Source organism: Pseudomonas sp. NPDC089554, from assembly GCF_050280645.1.
Taxonomy (GTDB): Bacteria; Pseudomonadota; Gammaproteobacteria; order Pseudomonadales; family Pseudomonadaceae; genus Aquipseudomonas.
Genome location: NZ_JBNNVR010000184.1, coordinates 1 through 2,355 on the forward strand (window position 1 = coordinate 1; position 2,355 = coordinate 2,355).

A 2,355-nucleotide genomic window follows, 5' to 3' on the forward strand; every position below is an offset into this window, starting at 1 on the left:
GACGCCAATCCCGCACAACGGGTGCCGTCCGCCGAAGAAGCGTCGCGTGTAATCAGGAGACAGAAGAATGGTGTGCACGATGCCGTCGATGTCGCGCAGGCGCACGGTGCGGATGGTCAGGCCTTCCACCGTGCCGAGGTGGCCGCCGACATCGACGTAGTCGTCGATGGCCAGGGAGTCTTCGATGATGATGAACAAGCCGGTGATCAGGTCGGCCACCAGCGACTGTGCGCCAAAACCAATGGCCAGGCCGATGACACCGGCACCGGCGAGCAACGGGGTGACGTTCATGCCCATGTTGGCCAGGGCGACGATCACCGCAATGATGAAGATCGCCACGAACATCACGTTGCGGATCAGCGGCATCATGGTCTGCGCCCGGGCATTGGCCAGGCCCCGGCGCGAACGCACCAAGGCGTGGTGCACGGCGGTGTCGGCGAGAATCCACACCAGCCAGGCGGCGATCAAGGTGCCGGCCAGGCCTAGCACCCGCACACTGACGTCGTGGCCATCGCCCTGGGCGAAGGCGATCATCGACAAGCCCCACACCCGCAGCCCCAGCTCGATGAACAGCAGCCAGATGAACAGGTGCAGCAGCGCGTAGGCGAAGTTGCTCAAGCGCTCGGTGTACACCGCCTGGCGTCGGTTGGCGCGCTGCGGCTTGGCGGCGTGGCGGCGGACCAGGCCGTTGAGCACCATGCACACCACCACCAGCACCGTGCACATCAGCGATTGACGCAGGGCGGTGCTGGTGTCGCCTGCGGAAACGAACGTCGCGAACAGCGAGATGGCCACCAGGATCAGCGCCGGGATGAACCAGAAGCTGCCGAGGATCTCGATGGTGTCGCTCAGGGTGCGTCGGGTAAGCCTGCGTGACAGCGGCTGGTTGCGGATCAGGTGGGCAATGGGGCGGCGAAAACGCAGGATGAACAGCCCGGTGCACAGCGCGGCCAGCACATTGGCCAGGGTCGCCAGGCCATGGGCCAGGTGGCTGCCCAGGGCGGTGGTCAGGCGCGGGTCGCTCATCGCTTCGCCGAAGGCGGCGAAACTGCCGATCAGCCACAGTGGGCGGAACGCCTGGTGGCGCAGGATGTGCAGGGCGCGATGGCGGTGCGGGCCGTCGAGCAGCGAGAAGGCGATCACGCAGATTGCCGAGAAGCAGGTGCCCACCACCAGGGCGTAGGCCAGCACCATGGCCAGTGACTTGCCCAGCGAGGGCGGCAGGGCGAAGCTCAGGTACACGGTGAACACCAGCGCCACCAGCCACGGCCCCAGTTTACGCAGGGCGAAGCGCAGCAGGTCCCAGGTGCGCGGGTGCTGCGGCAGTTCTTCGGTCAGGCCGAAGCGCACCCGCACCCGGTGCCCGACCCAGTTGAAGGCATAGGCCAGCAGGCTCCACACGGCAATGACGGCGGCGAAACCAAACAGAATCGCCGGCCATTGCTGCACCGGCACCACCAATGCGGCGAGTTCGGCCTGGGCCTGGTCGATTTCCTGGGACCAGCGGACGAATGGGCTGGCATCGCCACTGAACTGCTTCTCCAGGTCGTGCATGGCATTGCCGATCAGCCCCAGCACACCCTGTTCGACGGTCGGCTGCGAGTGCTGCGTGGCATCGCGCAGCTTCTTCAGGTCGGCCAGCAGCTTGGCACGTTGCTGGTCGTTTTCCAGGTTCTTGATGACCTCGTCCAGCGACTTGCCCAGTGGCTCGCTGGCCTCGGGCTGCGCTGGCGCGCTGCTGCCCAGCAGGCCGGGAAGGCCGGCGGCGTGGGCCGGGGCGATGCACAGGAACAGCAGCAGGAACAGGCAACGCAGAAGGGCTGGCACCGGGAAATCTACCTCAGGTCGAACGATTGGCCGAGTGTGGAGGTTTACGAGGGCAGCTGCTCCAGGATCTTCCAGCACGTCAGGCCGAAGATGCCCAGGGTGCCGACCCACATCATCACTACGCCGATATTGCGCTCGCGCAGGCTGAAGCCGATGGTCAGCAGCATGAGAAAGAGAAACACCGGTACGAACAGGGACAGGAAGGGGGACATGGGCGAAAATCCTTTTGCGTGGTGCATGTCTTGAGCATAGCGGGTGGACGGGCCGGTGGCAGGTTGCCTGCCCCGGCCTTTTTCCGGGTGCAAGTCTCAGGGCAATTCGCGGCTGCGGTAGAAGGCGGTCAGTACCTTCACCAGGTGCGCCAGGTCCTGGCTGCCGCACAGTTCGCGAATGGAGTGCATGGCGAAGGTCGGCAGGCCGATGTCCACGGTGCGCACGCCCAGGTGGCTGGCGGTGATCGGGCCGATGGTCGAGCCAGCCAATAGGACGGAAACACCACCGCCATCACCCACAGGCACGTGAAGCCAA

The 2,355-nt window shown here is 65.5% G+C and carries 2 protein-coding genes and 1 pseudogene; all 3 read right to left on the minus strand.

The window, feature by feature from the left end:
• Window positions 1–1,827: mechanosensitive ion channel family protein (locus tag ACQKPE_RS26285; RefSeq protein WP_427669611.1), on the minus strand; the 1,827-nt coding region annotated here is incomplete at its 3' end.
• Window positions 1,828–1,871: 44 nt separating this feature from the next.
• Window positions 1,872–2,039, minus strand: a complete 168-nt coding sequence (locus ACQKPE_RS26290; protein WP_173015136.1) for a hypothetical protein — start codon at window positions 2,037–2,039, stop codon at window positions 1,872–1,874.
• A gap of 96 nt (window positions 2,040–2,135) precedes the next feature.
• Window positions 2,136–2,355: pseudogene (locus ACQKPE_RS26295) on the minus strand (M18 family aminopeptidase); the annotation flags it as partial.

Excerpts from the sequence above, each read along its gene's own strand:
- ACQKPE_RS26290 (WP_173015136.1), bottom strand. The coding sequence starts at position 2,039 with ATGTCCCCCTTCCTGTCCCTGTTCGTACCGGTGTTTCTCTTTCTCATG.